Source organism: Pseudomonas sp. IT-P4 (assembly GCF_949767755.1).
GTDB lineage: Bacteria > Pseudomonadota > Gammaproteobacteria > Pseudomonadales > Pseudomonadaceae > Aquipseudomonas > Aquipseudomonas monachiensis.
Map to the genome: position 1 here is coordinate 105,673 of NZ_CATKPX010000089.1, position 19,894 is coordinate 125,566.

Genomic DNA, 19,894 nt, shown 5'->3' on the forward strand with positions numbered 1-19,894 from the left:
TTAACCTCTCATTGACTCTTGGTTACCGGCAGTCTTGCCGACAACGCTCTCGGCCAGAATGGCCAGGACCAGTTGCTGGAAATCCAGACCGGCGGCACGGGCCGCCATCGGCACCAGGCTGTGATCGGTCATGCCCGGTGCGGTGTTGACTTCCAGGAACCAGAACTGCCCGTCGGCGTCCTGCATCACGTCTGCCCTGCCCCAACCGGCGATACCCAGCGCTTCACAGGCTTTCGCCGTGAGGTCCATGAGTTCCTTTTCCTTGGCACTGTCCAGACCGCACGGAATGCGGTACTGGGTATCGTTGGCGATGTATTTGGCGTCGTAGTCGTAGAAGCTGTGCGTCGTGCCCAGGGCAATCGGTGGCAACACCTGGTCACGCAGGGTGGCGATGGTGAACTCCGGACCGTGAATCCATTGCTCGACCAACACTTGCGAATCGTAGGTACTGGCCGCTTTCCATGCGTCGATCAATTCGGACGCGGAACTCACTTTGGCCATCCCGATACTTGAACCTTCATGGGCCGGTTTGACGATCAAAGGGAAGCCCAGTTCCGTCGCCGCCGAAATACAATCGGCCTCGCTGCAAAGGACCGCGTGACGAGGGGTCGGAATGCCCAGGCTGTGCCAAACCTGCTTGGTTCGCAGCTTGTCCATGGCCAGGGCCGACGCCAGGATGCCGCTGCCGGTGTACGGAATGCCCAGGCATTCGAGCAGGCCCTGCATGCTGCCGTCTTCACCGCCACGACCGTGGAGGATGATGAAGGCGCGGTCGATCTTTTCGCTCTGCAGACGCTGCAGCAGGTCATCGCCCACGTCGAGGCCGAACGCGTCCACACCGGCGGTTTGCAGTGCGTCCAGAACAGCGTTGCCGGATTTCAGGGACACTTCGCGCTCGGCGCTCTTGCCGCCGAACAGCACAGCGACGCGGCCGAAGTCTTTCGGCGCGATCGTGGAGACCAGGTTGGCGTAGGCAGCACTCATTTCAACTTCCCCTTCTCCGGCGCGGCAACGGCACCAGCGAACAACTCACTTTTCAACAGTTTTGGTGCGAGACCGCCGATATCGCCGGCGCCCTGGCACAGCAGGATGTCGCCGGCACGCAACAGTGGCTTGACCACTGGCGCGAGGTCGACACCACGCTCGATGTAGATCGGGTCAAGCTGGCCACGCTGACGGATGCTGTTGCACAGCTTGCGGCTGTCGGCCCCCGGAATCGGCTCTTCGCCGGCCGGATAGACTTCCATCAGCAGCAGGACGTTGGCGTCGGCCAGTACATTGACGAAATCGTCGTACAAGTCACGGGTGCGGCTGTAACGGTGCGGCTGGTAGACCATCACCAGGCGGCGCTCCGGCCAGCCACCGCGTACGGCCTTGATCACGGCCGCGACTTCCGTCGGGTGGTGACCGTAGTCATCGACCAGCATCACATTGCCGCCCTCCACCGGCAGTTCGCCGTAGACCTGGAAGCGGCGGCCGACACCCTGGAACCCGGACAGGCCCTGGACGATGGCTTCATCGCTGACGCCTTCGTCGGTGGCGATGCAGATGGTCGCCAGTGCGTTCAATACGTTGTGGTTGCCCGGCATGTTGACCGAAACATCCAGCGGCTCGCGGTCAGGGCGCAGCACGGTGAAGAAGGTCTGCATGCCTTGCTGGCGCACGTTGATGGCGCGCACGTCACAGTCTTCGCCGAAACCATAGGTGACCGTCGGGCGTTTGACCTGCGGGAGGATTTCACGCACCACCGGATCGTCCAGGCACACCACCGCCAGACCATAGAACGGCAGGTTGTGGAGGAATTCGACGAAGGTTTTCTTCAGTTTGTTGAAGTCACCGTCGTAGGTCGCCATGTGGTCGGCGTCGATGTTGGTGACCACGGCCACCAGCGGCTGCAGGTGCAGGAAGCTGGCGTCGCTTTCGTCGGCTTCGGCAATCAGGTAGCGGCTGGTGCCGAGCTGGGCATTGGTGCCCGCGGCGTTCAGGCGTCCACCGATCACGAATGTCGGGTCCAGGCCACCGGCGGCGAACACCGAAGCGATCAGGCTGGTGGTGGTGGTTTTACCGTGGGTACCGGCCACGGCGATGCCGTGGCGATAACGCATCAGCTCAGCCAGCATCTCTGCGCGCGGCACCACCGGGATACGGCGTTCCAGCGCGGTAGCGACTTCCGGGTTGGACGTGTTCACGGCGCTCGACACCACCAGCACGTCAGCGGCCGCGGCGTTCTCGGCGCGGTGGCCGATGAAGATCTGCGCACCGAAGGACTCCAGACGCTCGGTCACCGGCGATGCCTTCAGGTCAGAGCCGGACACGGCATAACCCAGGTTCAGCAGCACCTCGGCAATCCCGCACATTCCCACACCGCCGATACCGACGAAGTGGATGCGGCGGATGCGGCGCATTTCCGGTTGCGGCATGGCTTTCTGACTCTCAACCATGGGCCACCTCCAGGCAGCTATCGACCACGTTACGGGTGGCATCGGGTTTGGCCAGGCGGCGTGCCGCGGCGGCCATTTCGTTGAGTCGTTGTGGTTGCATCAGGACCTCTGTCAGGCGAGCGGCAAGATCCGCTGCGCCGGTCGTTCTTTGTGGCATCAGGAAGGCTGCGCCTTCACGGGCCAAATATTCGGCATTGCGGGTCTGGTGATCGTCGATGGCGTGAGGCAAAGGCACCAGCATCGAGGGCAGACCGGCGGCGGCCAGTTCACTGATGGTCAGCGCGCCTGCGCGACATACCACCAGGTCGGCCCAGCTGTAGGCTTGGGCCATGTCTTTGATGAAGGGCTGCACCTGCGCCTCGACGCCAGCCGCGCGATAGCGCTCTGCAGTCACTTCATCGTGGTTTTTGCCGGCCTGATGGAACACTTCCGGACGCAAGTCGGCAGCGACTTGCGACAGGGCTTCAGGCAGCAATTTGTTCAACGGTTCTGCGCCCAGGCTTCCGCCCAGGATCAGCAAACGCGCCTTGCGACCGGCCAGGGCAGGTCGCGATGTTTCGAGGAACAGCTCGGTGCGCACCGGATTACCGGTGGTCCGGCGGCTGTCCGACAGGGTAAAGGTGTCGGGGAACGCTTCACAGACTCGGGCGGCCAACGGCACCAGCAACCGATTGGCGGTACCGGCCACGGCGTTCTGTTCGTGAACGATCACCGGCACACCGGCCAGTTTTGCCGCGACGCCGCCAGGACCGGTCACAAAGCCACCAAAACCCACGACACAGACCGGTTGCAGACGGCGAATGATCGCCCGCGCCTGCCAGACTGATTTGAGCAACATGAACGGTGCCTTGAGCAGGGACAATTTGCCCTTGCCCCGCAGACCGCTGGCATTGATCCGATGCAGTTCGATACCGGCCGCCGGCACCAGATCGTTCTCGATCCCACGCGGGGTGCCGAGCCAGTGCACGGTATAGCCGCGCGCCTGGAATTCGCGGGCACAGGCCAGCGCCGGGAACACGTGGCCACCGGTGCCGCCAGCCATGATCATGACGTTAGCGCCCATGGTTCGGCTCCTCGGCGAAGTCGCTCTCATGGAACTCCATCTCTTCACTGCCCAAGTGGGTTCGACTTTCCCACTCGATGCGCAGCAACAAGCCGAGACAGGCACAGCAGATCACCAACGAACTACCGCCATAACTGAGGAACGGCAGGGTCAAACCTTTGGTCGGCAGCAGACCGACATTCACGCCGATGTTGATCAGGAACTGGCCGATCCACAGGAACGACAGGCCGTATGCCACATAAGCTGCAAAAAACTGCTTGGCCTTTTCAGCCCACAAACCGATGTACATGCCACGAATACACACGAAGACGAACAGTGCCACGGTGCACAACGACCCCACTGCACCCAGCTCTTCGGCCAGGACCGAGAACACGAAGTCAGTGTGGGCTTCGGGCAGGTAGAACTGCTTCTGCACGCTGTTGCCCAGGCCGACGCCCAGCCATTCGCCGCGACCGAAAGCGATCAAGGCCTGGGACAGCTGATAGCCGGCGCCGAACTGGTCGGCCCACGGGTCGGCAAAGTTGGTCAGGCGCGCCATTCGATAGGGCTGCATTTGAATCAACAGCACCACCGCGCCGACGGCCAGGACCACCATCAGGGAAAAACGGAACAGCCCGACCCCGCCGAGGAACAGCATCGCCGCCGCAGCACCCATCATCACGACGGTGGCACCGAAGTCCGGTTCCATCAGCAGCAGGCCCGCCATCGGCAGCAGCACGATGAACGGCTTGAAGAAGCCCATCCAGCTTTCGCGCACTTCTTTCTGGCGACGCACCAGATAACCGGCGAGGTAGATCACCACGAACACCTTGGCGATCTCGGAAGGCTGGACGTTGAAGAAACTGAAGCCGATCCAGCGCATCGAGCCGTTAACCTCACGGCCGATCCCCGGAATGATCACCATCACCAGCAAGCCGAACGCCCCCAGCAGCATCAGCCAGCCCAGGCGTTGCCAGGTGGCAATCGGGATCATCATGGTGACGATGCAGGCACCCAGGCCCAGCACCACGTAAATAAGGTGGCGGATCATGTAGTACAGGGCGCTGCCCGACTGCACGGCCGCCACTTCGGTCGATGCCGAGGCGATCATGATCAGCCCCAGGCCGAGCAGCGTCAGGCAACCGGCGAGCATCGGGAAGTCGAGGTCGATACCGCGCCCGGTGATGAGCGGCGATGGATACGGCTTGATGATGCCTTTGAGGCTCATGCCAGATCCTCCACGGCTTGGACGAACTGGTGGCCACGGTCTTCGTAGTTCTTGAACATGTCGAAACTGGCGCAGGCTGGCGACAGCAACACCACATCGCCCGGCTGGGCTGCGGCGCGGCATTGCTCGATAGCTTCGATCAGGGTGCCGGCGCGGATCAGCGGTACGGCATCGCCGATGGCTTCGCCGATCTTGTCGGAGTCACGGCCCATCAGGACCACGGCACGGCAGTTGGCCGCCACCGGATCGCGCAGATCTTTGAACTCGGCACCCTTGCCGTCGCCACCGGCGATCAGCACGACCTTGCCGTCAATGTCCGCGCCCAGGCCTTCGATGGCCGCCAGTGCGGCACCGACGTTGGTGGCCTTGGAATCGTTGTAGTAGCCCACGCCGTCGAGGTCACGGACCCACTGGCAGCGGTGCTCGAGACCTGCGAAGGTGTGCAGGCTCGACAGCATGGCATCGAACGGCAGGCCGACCGCATGGCCCAGGGCCAGGGCGGCCAGGGCGTTGGACTGGTTGTGGGCGCCGCGAATCTTCAATTCGCGCACCGGCATCAGGTTCTGGAATTCGAAGGCCAGGTACTTCTCGCCGTCTTCTTCACGGATGCCGAAGGCTTTGAAATCGGGCTTGCTCAGGCCGAAGGTCCAGCACGGCTGGCCCTCGCCCATCAACGGACGACTCAAAGCGTCCTGGCGATTGACCACGAACTGCCTGGCGCCCCGGAAGATCCGGTGCTTGGCCAGGTGGTAGGCCGGCAGACCGCTGTAACGGTCCATGTGGTCTTCGCTGACGTTGAGCACGGTCGCCACTTCGGCGTTGAGCTGATCGGTGGTTTCCAGCTGGAAACTCGACAGCTCCATCACGTACAACTCGATGTCGTCGCTAAGCAAATCCAACGCCGGGATACCGAGATTGCCACCGACGGCAACACGTTTGCCGGCCGCAGCCGCCATCTCGCCGACCAGCGTGGTGACGGTGCTTTTCGCGTTGGAACCGCTGATGGCCACGATCGGCGCCTTCGCGTTACGCGCGAACAGCTCGATGTCGCCGGACAATTTCACGCCACGGGCGGCGGCAGCCTGCAGGGCCGGGGTCGCCAGCGCCAGGCCGGGGCTCACGTAGAGCTCGTCGGCACGGCACAGGAATTCGACGTCCAGCTCGCCACAACGCACTTCCACGTGGGGATAGTCACGCTTGAGCGTGGCCAGTTCCGGTGGATTTTCCCGCGTATCGGCCACGGCAAACGCCACGCCCCGGTTCGCCAGGAAGCGAACCAGGGACATGCCGCTCTTGCCGAGGCCGACAACGATGCGGAAGTGGTCAGAAGCGATCAGAGACACGTGTTTCTACCTCAACTTCAGGGTGGCAAGGCCGACCAGCACGAGAATCACGGTGATGATCCAGAAACGGACGATCACGCGCGGCTCGGGCCAGCCCTTGAGTTCAAAGTGGTGGTGAATGGGCGCCATGCGGAATACGCGGCGACCGGTCAGTTTAAAAGAGGCGACCTGAATGACGACTGACAGCGTTTCCATCACGAACACACCGCCCATGATGAAGAGGACGATTTCCTGACGGACGATCACCGCGATGGTGCCCAGGGCCGCGCCCAACGCCAGTGCGCCGACGTCCCCCATGAAGACTTGTGCCGGATAGGTGTTGAACCAGAGGAAGCCCAGGCCCGCTCCGATCAGTGCGCCACAGAACACGATCAACTCACCGGCGCCCGGTACGTAAGGAATCAGCAGGTATTCGGCGAATTTCACGTTACCCGACAGGTAGCAGAAAATGCCCAGGCCACCACCGACCATCACGGTCGGCATGATCGCCAGGCCGTCGAGGCCGTCGGTCAGGTTGACCGCGTTGCTCGAACCGACGATCACAAAGTAGGTCAGCACGATGAAACCGGCGCCCAGCGGAATGCTGTAGTCCTTGAGCATCGGCAGGATCAGGGTGGTTTCCACTGGCGTGGCGGCAGTCATATAAAGGAAGACCGCTGCCCCCAGACCGAACACCGATTGCCAGAAATATTTCCAGCGGCTCGGCAAGCCACGGGAGTTCTTCTCGATGACCTTGCGGTAGTCGTCGACCCAGCCGATGGCGCCGAACAGCAGGGTCACCAGCAACACGACCCAGACATAGCGGTTGCTCAGGTCAGCCCACAGCAGGGTGCTGACACCGATGGACGACAGAATCAGCGCGCCGCCCATGGTCGGTGTACCCGACTTGGACAGGTGTGACTGCGGGCCGTCGTTGCGAACGGATTGACCGATCTGACGGTTCTGCAACGTGCGGATCATCCATGGGCCATAGCACAGCGACAAGACCAGCGCGGTCAGTACACCGAGAATCCCGCGCAGGGTCAGGTACTGGAAGACCGCGAAGCCTTTGTAGAACTGTTGCAGATACTCCGCTAGCAGCAGCAGCATTAATGTTTCTCCAGACTGGACCCGCACAAGGCGGCAACGACGTTTTCCATCGCAGCGCTGCGCGACCCCTTGATCAAAATGGTGGTGTTTGTATCTTGCTCGGCGCCCAGGGCCTTGATCAGTTCAGCCTGCGTGCTGAAGTGAAAAGCCTGTGGACCGAATGCGTTCACGGCGTGAGCCATCATTGGCCCAACGGCGTACAGCGCAGAAACCTTGCCACGGGCGTACTCGCCCACGTCGCGGTGCCCCTGCTCCGCCCATTCGCCCAACTCGCCGATATCCCCGAGCACCAGGACGGTGCGACCGGAAAAGCCGACCAGTATATCAACGGCAGCGCACATGGAGGTGGGGTTGGCGTTATAAGTGTCATCGATCACGCGCATGCCATTGCTGGCCAGTTGCGCGACGGTGCGGCCCTTGACCGGTTGCACCGCACCAAGGCCGGTGGCGATACCGAACAGCGACACGCCCAAGGCATGAGCAGCAGCGGCGGCAGCCATGGCATTGGCGACGTTATGGGTGCCAAGCAGGTTCAGTTGCACGCGCTCCACACCTTCAGGGCTGTGCAGGTTGAATGCCGGGCAGCCACGAGCATCGGTGGCCAGGTCACTGGCATGGAAATCGGCGCTGGAGTTGCTCAACGCAAACGTCAGAACTTTGCGGTCGCCGGCGCGGGCCTTCCAGATCCCGAATGCCTTGTCGTCGAGATTGAGAACGGCGACGCCATCGGCATCCAGCCCTTCGATAATCTCGCCCTTGGCTTCGACGATTTTTTCCGGACCGCCGAACTCGCCGACGTGGGCGGTCCCGGCATTGTTGAGAATGGCCACGTGCGGCCTGGTCAGGCCGACGGTGTAGGCAATTTCGCCCAGGCGCGAAGCACCCAACTCGATCACGGCAGCGGTGTGCTCCGGCGCCAGTTCGAGCAAGGTCAGCGGCACGCCGAGGTCGTTGTTCAGGTTGCCACGCGTGGCCAGCACCGCGCCGCGCGTGCGCAGGATGCTCGCAAGCATCTCCTTGACCGTGGTCTTGCCGCTGGAACCGGTGACGGCCGCGACCGGATGGGTGTAGGCGGCGCGATTCAGCGCACCCAACTGACCCAACGCCTGGCGGGTGTCGCTGACCAGCAACTGCGGCAGCGTGCTGTCGGCCACTTCACGCTCGACCAGCGCAGCCACGGCGCCCTTGGCGGCGACATCATTGAGATAGTCATGACCGTCAAAACGCGGACCGGTCAGGGCAATAAACAGTTGGCCCGGCTTGATCGCGCGGCTGTCGATGCTGACGCCGTCGAAGCTGGCATCGGCGGACACCAGGCGAGCATTCAGCGCAGCGGTCAGTTCACTCAGCTTCAAGGCCTTAAGCATGGGCCACCTCCCACGCGGTCAAGGCGTGATCGGCCTCGACCAGATCGGAAAAGGCATGACGCTCGCCGTTGATTTCCTGATAGTCCTCGTGACCTTTACCGGCCAGGACAATCACGTCATCCGCCGAGGCACTGGCGATCAGCCGGGCAATCGCCTGACCACGACCGGCAACGAACTCCACTTTATCCGCAGCCGTGAAACCGGCGCGAATGTCATCGAAAATCACCGATGGATCTTCAGTGCGCGGATTGTCATCGGTCACCAGCACGCCATCGGCCAGGCGCTCAACCACTTCGGCCATCAACGGACGCTTGCCGCGATCGCGGTCGCCGCCACAGCCGAACAGGCACAGCAACCGGCCCTTGGCGTGTGGACGCAGGGCCAGCAATACTTTTTCCAGTGCATCCGGAGTGTGGGCGTAATCGACCACCACCAGCGGCTGCGAACCACCGCCCAGACGCTGCATGCGACCGGCAGGGCCTTCAAGCTTCGGCAGGACCGTGAGGATTTCGTCCAGGGCGTAATCCAGACCGAGCAACGCGCCGACCGCGGCCAGGACATTGCTCAGGTTGAAGCGACCGAGCAAGGTGCTGCGCAAGTGGTGCTCGCCCTGTGGCGTGACCAGCGTGGCGCGCACGCCTTCGTCGTCGAATTGCGCCTGACGGCAATACAGGTAGGCACTGGAATCTTCCAGGCTGTAGGTGATCACCCGCGACTCGCGCTTGTCGGCGGCCAGTTGCCGACCGAACTCGTCGTCGAGGTTGACCACGCGGCATTTCAAGTCATTCCAGTCAAATAGCCGGGCCTTGGCTTCGCCATAAGCCTGCATGGTGCCGTGATAATCCAGGTGATCGCGAGACAAGTTGGTCATCACAGCCACATCGAACGCCAGTGCAGTCACACGGCCCTGGTCCAGGCCATGGGAAGAAACCTCCATCGCCACGGCTTTGGCGCCGGCCTTTTTCAGGTCCGCCAGGGTCGCTTGCACAGCAATCGGGTTTGGCGTGGTGTGCAGGCCGCTTTCCAGCGCGCCGTAGAAACCCGAACCGAGCGTGCCGACCAGACCGCAGTGCTGACCGAGCAGATCCAGCGCCTGGGCAACCAATTGCGTCACGCTGGTCTTGCCGTTGGTGCCGGTCACGCCCACCAGGTTCAGGTGATGGCTCGGCTCGCCATAAAAGCGCCCGGCGATGTCCGACAGCTGAGCCGCCAGACCTTTGACCGGAATCAGCGGCACTTCAGTGATCGGCAGGACCGTGGCGCCTTCTACTTCATAGGCCACCGCGGCTGCACCGCGCTGCAAGGCGTCGGCAATATGCGCGCGCCCATCGAACTTCCCGCCTGGCACGGCGAGGAACAGATCGCCCGCGCGCACATTGCGGCTGTCCAGGGCGAGTTCGCGAATCAGCAAATCGTGGCCGGCATGAGGGAAAATCTTGTTCAGGCTCAGAGACATCAGCCGCGCCCTCCATTGGCTTTCAGCGGAACGACCGGTGTTGCGTTCGCTTGTTGAGTTGGTGGCAGGTTGTCCGGCGTGATGTTCATCAGGCGCAGGGTGCCCGACATCACGCGACTGAACACCGGCGCGGAAACCAGGCCACCGAAGTAACCGGCCTTGGTCGGCTCGTCGATTACGACCACTATGGCGTAACGCGGATCGCTCATCGGACCGAAGCCGGCGAACAGCGAACGGTAGGAGTTCTCGGCGTAACCCTTGGTGCCGACCGAGGTTTTGCGTGCAGTACCCGACTTGCCGCCCACGTGATACGCCGGTACCTGCGCACGGAACACACCGCGCGGGGCTTCGATCACTTGTTGCAGCATGCCTTGCATGGTTTTCGCGACCGCCTCCGGCAACACCTGGGTGGTTTGCGGCGCCTTGTCGGTCTTGATCAGGGTCAGCGGTGCGAGGCGACCATTGTTGGCCAGGGCCGAGAAGGCATGGACCAGCTGGATCGCTGTCACGGAAACACCGTAGCCATAGGACAGCGTCGCGGTCTCGGCCTTACGCCACTCGCGGTAGTTCGGCAGGTTGCCGACACGCTCACCCGGGAAGCCCAGGCCGGTGTCCTGGCCGAGCCCGACTTTCTGCGCCAGACGGAAAATGGTTTCGCCGCCGATATCGAACGCGACCTTGCTCATGCCGACGTTACTGGAATTGATCAGAATGCCGGTCAGGTCGAGCACCGGGCCTTCGGTCTTGGATACGTCCTTGATGGTGTACTTGCCAATCTGCAGGGAGCCCGGATACACCTCGACGGTGTCGCTCGGCTTCCAGCGGCCGGTTTCGATGGCAGCGCTCATCGAGATCGCTTTCATGGTCGAGCCTGGCTCGAACACGTCGATCATGGCGCGGTTACGCATCATCGCCGGCTGCAGGTTGCGGCGATTGTTCGGGTTGTAGGTCGGCTGGTTGACCATCGCGAGAATCTCGCCGGTCTTCACGTCCATGATCACCAGGCTGCCGGCCTTGGCGCCGTTCTCGATGATCGCGTTACGCAACTCGCGGTTGGCCAGGTATTGCAGGCGCAGGTCAATGGACAACGCCAAGGGCTTTCCGGCCTTGGCGTTTTTGGTGACCTGGACATCCTTGATCAACCGGCCGCGCCGGTCCTTGATGACTTGTCGTTTACCCGGCACCCCGGCCAGCCATTCGTCATAGGCCAGTTCGATACCTTCCTTTCCATGGTCATCGATGTCGGTAAAGCCGACCATATGCGCGGTCACTTCACCGGCCGGATAGAAACGGCGGAACTCTTCGATGCCATAGACGCCTGGCACTTTCAGATCGAGCACGGCCTGGCCCTGCTCAGGCGTCAGCCCGCGCACCAGGTAAATGAATTCTTTATTGGCTTGCGCTTCAAGGCGCTCGGCCAAGGCTTTAGGGTCTTGCCCCAGCGCAGCGGCCAATGCTGGCCACTTCTCTTTGGCCGTTTGCATCTCCTTGGCATTGGCCCAAAGGGTGGTGACAGGAGTACTCACGGCCAATGGCTCGCCGTTACGGTCGGTGATCAGACCACGGTGAGCCGGAATCGGAATATGACGAACACTGCGGGCATCGCCCTGACCTTTAAGGAAGGCACGGTCGACCACTTGCAAATCGATGATGCGCCAGGCAATCGCGGCCACCATTATTCCTAGCAAACCCAGCACCACGCGGAACCGCCAAGGAAAGAGTGCACCTTCGAGTTTCATCATGGCGCCACCATCTTCACGTCAGCGGCACCGGGGATGTGCATTTTCAATTGTTCGGTGGCCAGCACTTCGATACGGCTGTGGGCGGTCCAGGTGCTCTGCTCCAGAATCAACCGGCCCCACTCCGCCTGCGCCTTGTCGCGCACGCTCAGTTCGTTGTACAGCGAATTCAATAGCTGACGGTTCCAGTGCGCGCTGTAGGACACGCCGATGGCCGACACGAGCACGCCGACAAACAGCAGCAGCATGAAGAAGCTTCCGCCGGGCAATGGCTTGGCGAAAAGCCTGCTCACCGCAGCTTCTCCGCCACACGCATGACAGCGCTACGGGAACGTGGGTTGGCTTTGAGTTCGGCGTCGGAGGCCGTCTGCGCTTTGCCATGGACTTTGATTTTCGGTTCGAAGGCGACATGCCGAACCGGCAGGTTGCGCGGCAGGTTGTCGGCTTCGCCTTTGACCAGCTTGCGCATGAACAGTTTGACGATACGGTCTTCAAGGGAGTGGAAGCTGATCACCACCAGGCGACCACCCACTTCCAGGCATTCCAGAGCGGCTTCGAGGCCGGTTTCCAGATCACCCAGTTCGTTGTTGACGTGAATACGCAATCCCTGGAACGCGCGGGTTGCAGGGTTCTTGCCCTTTTCCCACGCCGGGTTGGCGACCTTCAGGACTTCTGCCAGGTCACCGGTACGTTCGAATGGCTTGATGTCGCGGCGCTCGGCCACGGCACGGGCCATGCGACCGGAGAAACGCTCTTCGCCGTATTCCTTGAACACCCGGGCGATTTCCTCCACGGGCGCGGTGTTGACGAATTCGGCGGCGCTGATGCCACGGGACGGATCCATGCGCATGTCCAGCGGGCCGTCATTGAGGAAGCTGAAGCCGCGTTCAGGATCATCGAGCTGTGGCGAAGACACCCCCAGATCCAGCAGCACGCCGCTGACCTTGCCGGCCAGACCGCGTTCGGCGACTTCCGAACCGAGCTCGGCAAAGCTGCGCTGCACAACGACAAAGCGGCCGTCTTCGGCCGCTAGCGCTTGCCCGGTGGCAATCGCTTGTGGATCCTTATCGAATCCGAGCAACCGACCATCGGGTCCGAGCTGGCTGAGGATCAACCGGCTGTGTCCGCCGCGCCCGAACGTACCGTCCAGATAGCAGCCATCAGGACGTACGGCGAGAGCCTCGACGGCCTCGTCAAGCAGTACGGTGATGTGGTTAAAGCCGCTATCAATAGTCACAGGATCAAATCACGCAGTTCATCAGGCATCGCGCCCGGTTGTTGAATGGCAGCCAGGTCAGCGGCAGAAACCGCGTTCCAGGCATCCTCGTCCCACAATTGGAACTTGTTCAGTTGGCCTACCAACATCGCGCGCTTATCCAACTTGGCATATTCACGAAGACGCGGTGGAACCAGAAAACGACCACTGCCATCGAGCTCGAGGTCGACGGCATTACCAATCAGTAAACGTTGCAGGCGACGGTTCTCTTCGCGAAGCGAAGGCAATGCGCGCAGTTTGGTTTCAATAATTTCCCACTCATCGAGGGGGTAAACACACAAACAAGGATCAACGGCATCAATTGTCACGATCAATTGACCGGAGCTACGCGAATCGAGCTCGTCACGGTACCGGCTCGGCATAGCGAGACGGCCCTTTGCATCGAGACTGATAGCGTTGGCTCCGCGAAACACGTCAGCGTTTCTCCAAATTCTAGCGTTTTGAGTTCAAAAAACCCACTTCATGCCACTTTCCGCCACTTGCGCACACTATAGGAATGCGCCCACCACACCGTCAAGGCGCGGAGTAAAGGAAAACCCTTACAGAACTGAGATTTAGGAGCATTAACGGAGAGGTAACGAGAATCCGGCAGATGAAACTGACCAATAACTTGAATCAGCACAGAAGGCTGCGTTCGAAAGTTAAAGTAATTTATTAAGAGTAAGATTTTTTTGGTATTACAAAAGAGGTTCTGCGGATGATTGTGTAAGGAGGGAAATTGCTATCACTTGCCCCCCTGCCTGATGATTCAAGCAGAGGAAAGAAAAAGGTGGAGAGTCGATCTGTAAGCCGGGTTCTGTCTTGAACAGTCATTCGTCTACGATGGCCATCACTGGACATCTTTAGCAACCTACCCGGTCCCAGCGCGGGCCACGCCTTGGGACCCTATTTGGTCTTGCTCCAAGTGGGGTTTACCTAGCCACGAACTGTTGCCAGACGTGCGGTGCGCTCTTACCGCACCTTTTCACCCTTACCGGCGCCGAAGCGCTTAGGCGGTTATTTTCTGTGGCACTTTCCGTAGGCTCACGCCTCCCAGGCATTACCTGGCACTTCGCCCTATGGAGCCCGGACTTTCCTCCCCCCCCTAATTTTCATAGGGGGCAGCGACTGTCCGATCGACTCTCCGCCGCGAAGGTTACCGGCAGAGCGCCTGAAGAACAAGCACCAAGCGCCATAGAGCACACCTGTGCGTCGGGTTTTACTCGCCCTTCTGCTGATCCAGCGCGATCTGGTACAGCACATTCTTTCGCTCGCCGGTGATTTGCGCCGCCAAAGCCGCCGCACGCTTGAGCGGCATTTCTTCGAGCAACAGGTTGAGGATGCGCATCGCCTCGCTGCTGACGGTGCCTTCCTCCTCGGGCGCGGACCAGCCCGCCACCAGCACCACGCACTCGCCACGCTGCTGATTGCTGTCCGACTCGACAAACTCGCGCAGCTCAGCCAACGGCAGCCCCTTGAGAGTCTCAAACGTCTTGGTCAGCTCACGGGCAAGCAGCGCCGGGCGCTCGGGACCGAACACCAACTCCATGTCCTGAAGGCATTCCAGGATGCGATGCGGGGCCTCATAAAAGATCAATGTACGAGGCTCTTCCTTTACCTGCTCGAGACGCGCACGCCGCCCCACCGCCTTGGCCGGCAGAAAACCTTCGAAAATGAATCGGTCGGAAGGCAGCCCGGCCGCCGACAACGCCGCAATCAATGCGCAAGCACCCGGAACCGGCACCACACTGATGCCCGCTGCCCTGGCCTGCCGCACCAGGTGATAACCCGGATCGGAAATCAGCGGCGTCCCGGCATCCGAGATCAACGCCACGCTGTCACCGGCAAGCAGGCGCGTGATAAAGCGGCTACCTTCATCACGCTCGTTGTGCTCATGGCAGGCCGCCAATGGCGTCGAGATGCCGAAATGTTGCATCAAGCGCTGGGAGTGACGGGTGTCTTCCGCGGCAATCAAGGCCACTTCGCGCAGAATCTTCAGCGCCCGCGCACTGATGTCATCCAGGTTGCCGATGGGCGTCGCCACCACATAAAGCGAGCCAGCAGCGGAATTCAAAGCACCTGGAGCAGTCAAAGCGCACACCTCATGATCGGTAAAAGTCGCCATTGTAGCGCGTAGCGAGACTCTCGAACCCGTAAGCAAACAAGGTATCGGTGACCGTTTGTGCGCTGGCGCAACATTTACACCAGCTAAATTGATCGATTCACGCCAGTAACATCGCGCCCCGGCCAGTGCTTGGGTACAATTCCACGCTAATTTGATCGAGTATCAGGAACGCTTACATGATCGCTTGCCTGCGGCTGTTATCTGCCCTCTGCCTCGCTGCCTTGCTGGCGGCTTGCGCCAGCTCGCCCTCGTCCAGCCTTGGCGAACTACCACGGACACCGGATGCCAGTATCGAGCAGCTGCTTGAGAAGGCCTCCCAAAGCAAATCACCGGAAGATGCTGCCTTGCTGCGCTTGAGCGCTGCCGACCTGGCCTATCGCCAGGGCAATGCCGGCCAGTCCGCGCAAATCCTGCAACAGGTTCCTGTCGAACAGCTCAAGCCGGCCCCACAGGTTTTCGCCAACACCCTGGCGGCTGAACTGGCCATGACCCGCAATCAGCCCAAGGCCGCGCTGGCCGCCTTGAGCCATCCGAGCCTGCAGTACTTGAGCGAACTGCCCGACGAACAACAGGTCCGCACCGGCACCGTTCACGCCCGCGCCCTTGAAGCCGATGGCCAGACCCTCGCCGCCGCTCGCCAGCGCATTTTCATCGCCCCGATGCTCGAAGGTGAAGCCGCAAGCAAAAACCATGAAGCCATCTGGACCCTGATCGCTTCGCTGCCGACCGATCAGCTGCAGCCAAACACCACCGACGATCTCGGTGGCTGGATGGCCTTGGCACTGGCCGTGAAATCCGCCGGCACCCTGGAGCAGCAACAGGCCGCCATCGACAACTGGCGCGCGCAGAATCCGAAGCACCCGGCAGCCAAACAATTGCCGCAGCCACTGACCCAACTCAAGGAGCTGGCCAGCCAGCCCCTGAACAAGATTGCCCTGCTGCTGCCTCAGGACGGCCAACTGGCCTCGGTTGGCAAAGCGCTGCGCGACGGTTTCATGGCCGCTCACTACCAGGCCCAGCAGGCCGGGCAGAAACCACCCGCCATCGAGTTCTATGACAGCTCGCGCCTGACGTCCATGGACGAGTTCTACCGCAAGGCCCAGGCCGATGGTGTGCAACTGGTCGTCGGCCCGCTGGAGAAGCCGCTGGTCAAACAGCTGAGCACTCGTCCGCAGTTACCGATCACCACCCTGGCGCTCAATTACAGCGAGGGCGATCAAGGCCCGGCGCAGTTGTTCCAGTTCGGTCTTGCCGCTGAAGACGAAGCCCGCGAAGTGTCGCGCCGCGCTCGCGCCGACGGCCTGCATCGCGCAGCCATCATGGTGCCAAAAGGTGAATGGGGCGACCGCGTGCTCAAGGCGTTCAGCCAGGATTGGCAAGCCAATGGCGGCACCATCGTCGCCACCGAACGCGTCGACCAGCCGGTCCAGTTGGCCCAGCAGATTGCCGACATGTTCCAGCTGCGTCAGAGCGAAGGTCGCGCCAAGAGCCTGCAAAGCACCGTTGGCTCGCAAGTGGCCGCCCAGCCATCGCGCCGCCAGGACATCGAGTTCATTTTCCTCGCCGCAACGCCGCAACAGGCCCAGCAGATCAAACCGACCCTGAACTTCCAGTACGCAGGTGATGTTCCGGTCTACGCCACCTCCCACGTATTCAGCGCCAGCGGTGACGTCAACCAGTACAACGACATGAATGGCATTCGCTTCTGCGAGACGCCATGGTTGCTGGACGCCAACGATCCACTGCGCCGCCAGGTCACTGCCCAGTGGCCACAAGCCGCCGGCAGCCTGGGGCGCCTGTATGCCATGGGTGTGGACGCCTATCGCCTGGCACCACGCCTGGGCCAGCTCAAGTCACTGCCGGACAGCCGCATCGACGGTGAGTCGGGCAGCCTTGGCATGTCTCAGAGCCAGCGGGTCGTGCGCCAGTTGCCATGGGCCGAGTTCGTCAATGGCCAGGTTCAGCGCCTGCCGGACACCGCTCGCTGATGCCCGACAGGTCACGCCAGCAAAGCGGCAAGGATGCCGAGCGCCATGCGCTCGAGCATCTTCAACAACAGGGTCTGCGCCTGCTGGCGCAGAACTGGTTGTGTAAACGCGGCGAGCTTGATCTGGTCATGCTAGATGGCGATACAGTAGTATTCGTTGAAGTCCGCTACAGAAAAAACACTCAATGGGGTGGCGCGCTCGATAGCATCGATGAGCGCAAACGGCAAAAACTGATTTTCGCCGCGCAATATTTTCTTCAGCGCGAGCCGCGCTGGGCCAATTCCCCTTGCCGCTTCGACGTGATTGCCATCGACAGCAACCTCGATCAGTTGAATTGGCTACAGAATGCCTTCGACGGCTGATCGCCGGCATTGCGAACCGGACACTATCACCCAACATTTTTGCTCTTTGCTTTGCGGGCTGCACATTCACGTGCCGAACAGCCGCGCTACTTAAGGTCACACAGATGGACATGCAATCGCGAATTCGCCAGCTTTTTCAGGCCAGTATCGACACCAAGCAACAGGCGATGGAAGTACTTGCACCGCACATCGAGCAAGCCAGCCAGGTCATGGTCAACGCCCTGCTCAACGAAGGCAAAATGCTTTCCTGCGGCAACGGCGGCTCTGCCGGCGATGCCCAGCACTTCTCGTCCGAACTGCTCAATCGCTTTGAGCGCGAACGCCCGAGCCTGCCGGCCATCGCCCTGACGACCGACAGCTCGACGATCACCTCGATCGCCAACGACTACAGCTACAACGAAATCTTCTCCAAGCAGATCCGTGCACTCGGCCAACCGGGCGATGTGTTGCTGGCTATCTCCACCAGCGGCAACTCGGCCAACATAATTCAAGCGATCCAGGCCGCACATGATCGCGAAATGATTGTCGTAGCATTGACGGGGCGTGATGGCGGCGGCATGGCGTCGCTCCTGTTGCCCGAGGACGTCGAGATTCGCGTGCCGGCCAACGTCACCGCTCGTATTCAAGAAGTCCACCTGCTGGCGATCCACTGCCTTTGCGACTTGATCGACAGCCAATTGTTCGGGAGTGAAGAATGACCCCTAATCGCCTTGGCCTACTGGCCTTGACCCTGTGCCTCGGCATCAGCGGCTGCACCTCGGTGGTGACTGCCAGCCGCGAAGCACCGATTGAAGATGACCGTGGCACTCGCACACTGGGCAGCAAGATCGACGATTCCCTGATCGACACCAAGGTTGGTGTGAACGTCGCCAAGGCCGACCCGGCCCTGGATAAGGATTCGCACATCGTCGTCACCAGCTTCAACGGTGTCGTGCTGCTCGCCGGGCAAACGCCACGCGCGGACCTCAAGGCCAAGGCCGAACAGGCCGCCGCCGCCGTCCAGCGCGTGAAACAGGTACACAACGAACTGCAAGTCCTGCCACCGTCCTCGTTGCTGGCACGCCAGAACGACATCTGGCTGACCACCAAGATCAAGACCCAGATGCTCGCCGATGCGAACATCCCCGGCTCGCGCATCAAGGTTGTCACTGAAAACGGCATCGTCTACTTGCTGGGCCTGCTGACCAAGCAGGAAGCTGCGCAGGCGACCAACCTGGTACAAGGCGTATCCGGCGTGCAGAAGATTGTGAAGCTGTTCGAGTACATCGACTGACCTGCAAATCCCACGCATAAAAAAGGCGATCCATCTGGATCGCCTTTTTTATTACTTCACCACTTTCAGACTGGGGCGACCGCTTGGACGCGGCGGCTCACTGTCGGGTGGCGGTAGATCGTCATCCGGTTCGATCTCGTCGTCCTCGCCCATGGGCGACTCCAGATCGAACACCATCCCCTGGCCATTCTCCCGGGCGTAGATGCCCAGGATCGAAGCAATCGGCACGTACAAGGTGTGCGGTACGCCACCAAAGCGCCCTTCGAAACTGACCGCTTCGTTATCCATGTGCAAATGACGCACGGCTTGTGGCGATACGTTCAGGACGATCTGTCCGTCACTGGCAAACCCCTGAGGCACCTGCACCGACGGGTACTCGGAATTGACCAGCATGTGCGGGGTGCAATCGTTGTCCACAATCCACTCATAGAGCGCACGGACCAGATAAGGTCGACTGGAGTTCATAACGGCTCCTTAAGCCTTAGCGCATGTCGCGTTCGACACCAGACAGACTCGCCTGGAAAGCCTCACGCGCAAACTGGCGCTCCATATAATCAAGCAGCGGCTTGGCCGGCCGCGGCAGTTCTATACCCAGAATCGGCAATCGCCAGAGTATTGGCAATAGGCAGCAATCCACCAGACTTTGTTCCTCACTGAGGAAAAACGGTTTGTCGGCAAACAGTGGCGACACACCCGTCAGGCTTTCGCGCAACTCTTTTCGAGCCACGGCACGGGCCGCTTCCTTGGTCCGCGAATCCAGAATCAGGTCCACCAGACCACACCAGTCGCGCTGAATGCGGTGTATCAGCAGGCGACTGTTGGCACGCGCCACGGGATAAACCGGCAGTAGCGGCGGATGCGGGTAACGCTCATCCAGGTATTCCATCACCACAGTCGACTCCCACAACGCCAGGTCACGATCGACCAGTGTGGGCAGACTGCCATAAGGGTTCACCTCAATCAGTTTAGGCGGCTGGCGACCAGCCTCCACGTAAATGATCTCGGCGCTGACACCCTTCTCTGCCAGTACGATGCGCACTCGGTGGGAATAGTGGTCGGCGGGGTCGGAGTAACAGGCCAACCGATTGGTCACGCCCATGGCGATCCTCCTCGCTTGTAGAAATTATCGAAAGCTCAAAAACGAGCGCGCCCAGAGGGCGCCTCCCGTAACGACTGGATCACCAGT

At 61.1% G+C, this 19,894-nt stretch carries 19 protein-coding genes and 1 other RNA gene; 4 read left to right on the top strand and 16 right to left on the bottom strand.

The window, feature by feature from the left end; all coding sequences use genetic code 11:
- The 14 genes from ACM6IT_RS26335 to rsmI form a co-directional block, all read right to left on the bottom strand.
- Entirely contained in the window at positions 1 to 984 is a 984-nt protein-coding gene (locus ACM6IT_RS26335) for a D-alanine--D-alanine ligase (protein ID WP_056726217.1), read from the bottom strand.
- A complete protein-coding gene (gene murC / locus ACM6IT_RS26340) occupies positions 981 to 2,441 on the bottom strand; it encodes a UDP-N-acetylmuramate--L-alanine ligase (protein ID WP_056726218.1) in 1,461 nt (486 codons plus the stop codon). The genes ACM6IT_RS26335 and murC overlap by 4 nt, the downstream gene beginning before the upstream one ends.
- Positions 2,434 to 3,504: an undecaprenyldiphospho-muramoylpentapeptide beta-N-acetylglucosaminyltransferase gene (gene murG, locus ACM6IT_RS26345; RefSeq protein ID WP_056726219.1), complete on the bottom strand. Its 1,071-nt coding sequence runs from the start codon at positions 3,502 to 3,504 to the stop codon at positions 2,434 to 2,436. Before murG ends, murC begins: the two co-directional genes overlap by 8 nt.
- Entirely contained in the window at positions 3,494 to 4,711 is a 1,218-nt protein-coding gene (ftsW, locus tag ACM6IT_RS26350) for a putative lipid II flippase FtsW (RefSeq protein ID WP_056726220.1), read from the bottom strand. The genes murG and ftsW overlap by 11 nt, the downstream gene beginning before the upstream one ends.
- The gene (gene murD, locus ACM6IT_RS26355) at positions 4,708 to 6,054 is read right to left on the bottom strand and encodes a UDP-N-acetylmuramoyl-L-alanine--D-glutamate ligase (protein WP_414918990.1); all 1,347 of its coding nucleotides are present in this window, start codon (positions 6,052 to 6,054) and stop codon (positions 4,708 to 4,710) included. Before murD ends, ftsW begins: the two co-directional genes overlap by 4 nt.
- Before the next feature lie 6 nt (positions 6,055 to 6,060).
- Positions 6,061 to 7,143 carry a phospho-N-acetylmuramoyl-pentapeptide-transferase gene (gene mraY, locus ACM6IT_RS26360; RefSeq protein WP_008045924.1) on the bottom strand — a complete coding sequence of 361 codons (1,083 nt, stop codon included), beginning with the start codon at positions 7,141 to 7,143 and terminating at the stop codon, positions 6,061 to 6,063.
- Positions 7,143 to 8,510 (bottom strand): UDP-N-acetylmuramoyl-tripeptide--D-alanyl-D-alanine ligase, encoded by a 1,368-nt coding sequence (locus ACM6IT_RS26365; RefSeq protein WP_414918991.1) that lies wholly within the window; start codon positions 8,508 to 8,510, stop codon positions 7,143 to 7,145. Before ACM6IT_RS26365 ends, mraY begins: the two co-directional genes overlap by 1 nt.
- Complete coding sequence (locus ACM6IT_RS26370) at positions 8,503 to 9,966, bottom strand: UDP-N-acetylmuramoyl-L-alanyl-D-glutamate--2,6-diaminopimelate ligase (protein WP_056726223.1); 1,464 nt, start codon at positions 9,964 to 9,966, stop codon at positions 8,503 to 8,505. Before ACM6IT_RS26370 ends, ACM6IT_RS26365 begins: the two co-directional genes overlap by 8 nt.
- A complete protein-coding gene (locus tag ACM6IT_RS26375; protein ID WP_173900782.1) occupies positions 9,966 to 11,705 on the bottom strand; it encodes a peptidoglycan D,D-transpeptidase FtsI family protein in 1,740 nt (579 codons plus the stop codon). The genes ACM6IT_RS26370 and ACM6IT_RS26375 overlap by 1 nt, the downstream gene beginning before the upstream one ends.
- Positions 11,705 to 11,998: a cell division protein FtsL gene (ftsL, locus tag ACM6IT_RS26380; protein ID WP_056726225.1), complete on the bottom strand. Its 294-nt coding sequence runs from the start codon at positions 11,996 to 11,998 to the stop codon at positions 11,705 to 11,707. The genes ACM6IT_RS26375 and ftsL overlap by 1 nt, the downstream gene beginning before the upstream one ends.
- Entirely contained in the window at positions 11,995 to 12,942 is a 948-nt protein-coding gene (gene rsmH / locus ACM6IT_RS26385; RefSeq protein ID WP_414918992.1) for a 16S rRNA (cytosine(1402)-N(4))-methyltransferase RsmH, read from the bottom strand. Before rsmH ends, ftsL begins: the two co-directional genes overlap by 4 nt.
- Positions 12,939 to 13,394 (bottom strand): division/cell wall cluster transcriptional repressor MraZ, encoded by a 456-nt coding sequence (mraZ, locus tag ACM6IT_RS26390; protein ID WP_007917012.1) that lies wholly within the window; start codon positions 13,392 to 13,394, stop codon positions 12,939 to 12,941. The genes rsmH and mraZ overlap by 4 nt, the downstream gene beginning before the upstream one ends.
- A gap of 356 nt (positions 13,395 to 13,750) precedes the next feature.
- Positions 13,751 to 14,104, bottom strand: an RNA gene (gene rnpB / locus ACM6IT_RS26395) — RNase P RNA component class A.
- A gap of 75 nt (positions 14,105 to 14,179) precedes the next feature.
- Entirely contained in the window at positions 14,180 to 15,085 is a 906-nt protein-coding gene (gene rsmI, locus ACM6IT_RS26400; RefSeq protein WP_177336479.1) for a 16S rRNA (cytidine(1402)-2'-O)-methyltransferase, read from the bottom strand.
- 176 nt (positions 15,086 to 15,261) lie between these two features.
- Here rsmI and ACM6IT_RS26405 point away from each other — a divergent pair, with 176 nt between their 5' ends.
- The 4 genes from ACM6IT_RS26405 (at position 15,262) to ACM6IT_RS26420 (ending at position 18,708) form a co-directional block, all read left to right on the top strand.
- The gene (locus ACM6IT_RS26405) at positions 15,262 to 17,073 is read left to right on the top strand and encodes a penicillin-binding protein activator (protein WP_056726228.1); all 1,812 of its coding nucleotides are present in this window, start codon (positions 15,262 to 15,264) and stop codon (positions 17,071 to 17,073) included.
- Positions 17,073 to 17,435, top strand: coding sequence for a YraN family protein (locus ACM6IT_RS26410; protein ID WP_008045939.1), 363 nt, complete (start codon positions 17,073 to 17,075; stop codon positions 17,433 to 17,435). The genes ACM6IT_RS26405 and ACM6IT_RS26410 overlap by 1 nt, the downstream gene beginning before the upstream one ends.
- Positions 17,436 to 17,539: 104 nt before the next feature.
- The gene (locus ACM6IT_RS26415) at positions 17,540 to 18,133 is read left to right on the top strand and encodes a phosphoheptose isomerase (protein ID WP_007972584.1); all 594 of its coding nucleotides are present in this window, start codon (positions 17,540 to 17,542) and stop codon (positions 18,131 to 18,133) included.
- Positions 18,130 to 18,708, top strand: a complete 579-nt coding sequence (locus ACM6IT_RS26420; protein WP_056726229.1) for a BON domain-containing protein — start codon at positions 18,130 to 18,132, stop codon at positions 18,706 to 18,708. The genes ACM6IT_RS26415 and ACM6IT_RS26420 overlap by 4 nt, the downstream gene beginning before the upstream one ends.
- Before the next feature lie 51 nt (positions 18,709 to 18,759).
- Here ACM6IT_RS26420 and ACM6IT_RS26425 read toward each other — a convergent pair whose 3' ends face one another.
- Together ACM6IT_RS26425 and ACM6IT_RS26430 are read right to left on the bottom strand one after the other, a co-directional pair.
- Positions 18,760 to 19,173, bottom strand: a complete 414-nt coding sequence (locus ACM6IT_RS26425; protein WP_007998247.1) for a ClpXP protease specificity-enhancing factor — start codon at positions 19,171 to 19,173, stop codon at positions 18,760 to 18,762.
- Between the two features lie 16 nt (positions 19,174 to 19,189).
- Complete coding sequence (locus tag ACM6IT_RS26430; protein ID WP_007972581.1) at positions 19,190 to 19,807, bottom strand: glutathione S-transferase N-terminal domain-containing protein; 618 nt, start codon at positions 19,805 to 19,807, stop codon at positions 19,190 to 19,192.
- Positions 19,808 to 19,894 lie beyond the last annotated feature (87 nt).

Excerpts from the sequence above, each read along its gene's own strand:
- ACM6IT_RS26405 (WP_056726228.1), top strand. The coding sequence starts at position 15,262 with ATGATCGCTTGCCTGCGGCTGTTATCTGCCCTCTGCCTCGCTGCCTTG.
- ACM6IT_RS26335 (WP_056726217.1), bottom strand. The coding sequence starts at position 984 with ATGAGTGCTGCCTACGCCAACCTGGTCTCCACGATCGCGCCGAAAGAC.
- ACM6IT_RS26430 (WP_007972581.1), bottom strand. The coding sequence starts at position 19,807 with ATGGGCGTGACCAATCGGTTGGCCTGTTACTCCGACCCCGCCGACCAC.
- ftsW (WP_056726220.1), bottom strand. The coding sequence starts at position 4,711 with ATGAGCCTCAAAGGCATCATCAAGCCGTATCCATCGCCGCTCATCACC.
- rsmI (WP_177336479.1), bottom strand. The coding sequence starts at position 15,085 with ATGGCGACTTTTACCGATCATGAGGTGTGCGCTTTGACTGCTCCAGGT.
- ACM6IT_RS26365 (WP_414918991.1), bottom strand. The coding sequence starts at position 8,510 with ATGCTTAAGGCCTTGAAGCTGAGTGAACTGACCGCTGCGCTGAATGCT.
- murC (WP_056726218.1), bottom strand. The coding sequence starts at position 2,441 with ATGGTTGAGAGTCAGAAAGCCATGCCGCAACCGGAAATGCGCCGCATC.
- murG (WP_056726219.1), bottom strand. The coding sequence starts at position 3,504 with ATGGGCGCTAACGTCATGATCATGGCTGGCGGCACCGGTGGCCACGTG.
- mraY (WP_008045924.1), bottom strand. The coding sequence starts at position 7,143 with ATGCTGCTGCTGCTAGCGGAGTATCTGCAACAGTTCTACAAAGGCTTC.
- ACM6IT_RS26370 (WP_056726223.1), bottom strand. The coding sequence starts at position 9,966 with ATGTCTCTGAGCCTGAACAAGATTTTCCCTCATGCCGGCCACGATTTG.
- ACM6IT_RS26420 (WP_056726229.1), top strand. The coding sequence starts at position 18,130 with ATGACCCCTAATCGCCTTGGCCTACTGGCCTTGACCCTGTGCCTCGGC.
- ACM6IT_RS26410 (WP_008045939.1), top strand. The coding sequence starts at position 17,073 with ATGCCCGACAGGTCACGCCAGCAAAGCGGCAAGGATGCCGAGCGCCAT.
- ACM6IT_RS26375 (WP_173900782.1), bottom strand. The coding sequence starts at position 11,705 with ATGAAACTCGAAGGTGCACTCTTTCCTTGGCGGTTCCGCGTGGTGCTG.
- ACM6IT_RS26425 (WP_007998247.1), bottom strand. The coding sequence starts at position 19,173 with ATGAACTCCAGTCGACCTTATCTGGTCCGTGCGCTCTATGAGTGGATT.
- ACM6IT_RS26415 (WP_007972584.1), top strand. The coding sequence starts at position 17,540 with ATGGACATGCAATCGCGAATTCGCCAGCTTTTTCAGGCCAGTATCGAC.